This window comes from Cupriavidus sp. 05N39, from assembly GCF_056397325.1.
On the sequence record NZ_JBFTNE010000372.1, the window covers coordinates 1 to 384 of the forward strand.

The window sequence follows — 384 nt, forward strand, 5'->3', positions numbered from 1 at the left end:
ACCGTGGACTGGTACCTGGACAACCAGGAATGGGTCAACGGCGTGCTCGACGGCAGCTACCGCCTGCAGCGCATCGGCACCACCGCCTGAGTGGCGGTGATCACCAGACAGAGGAATAACGCATGACTCAACGCAAGGGCATCATCCTCGCGGGCGGTTCGGGCACGCGCCTGTATCCGATCACCAAGGGCGTCAGCAAGCAGCTGCTGCCGGTGTACGACAAGCCGATGATCTATTACCCGCTCAGCGTGCTGATGCTGGCCGGGATCCGCGACGTGCTGATCATCAACACGCCGCACGAGCAGGCGCTGTTCCAGAGCCTGCTGGGCGATGGCTCGCAGTGGGGGATGAACATCGAGTACGCGGTGCAGCCGAGCCCGGACG

The 384-nt window shown here is 63.8% G+C and carries 1 protein-coding gene; it reads left to right on the forward strand.

Features of this window, described 5'->3' with window-relative positions; translation table 11 throughout:
* Window positions 1–122: 122 nt before the first annotated feature.
* A partial coding sequence (locus AC1DN0_RS41765) for a sugar phosphate nucleotidyltransferase (RefSeq protein WP_477146708.1) occupies window positions 123–384 on the forward strand: 262 nt, incomplete at its 3' end.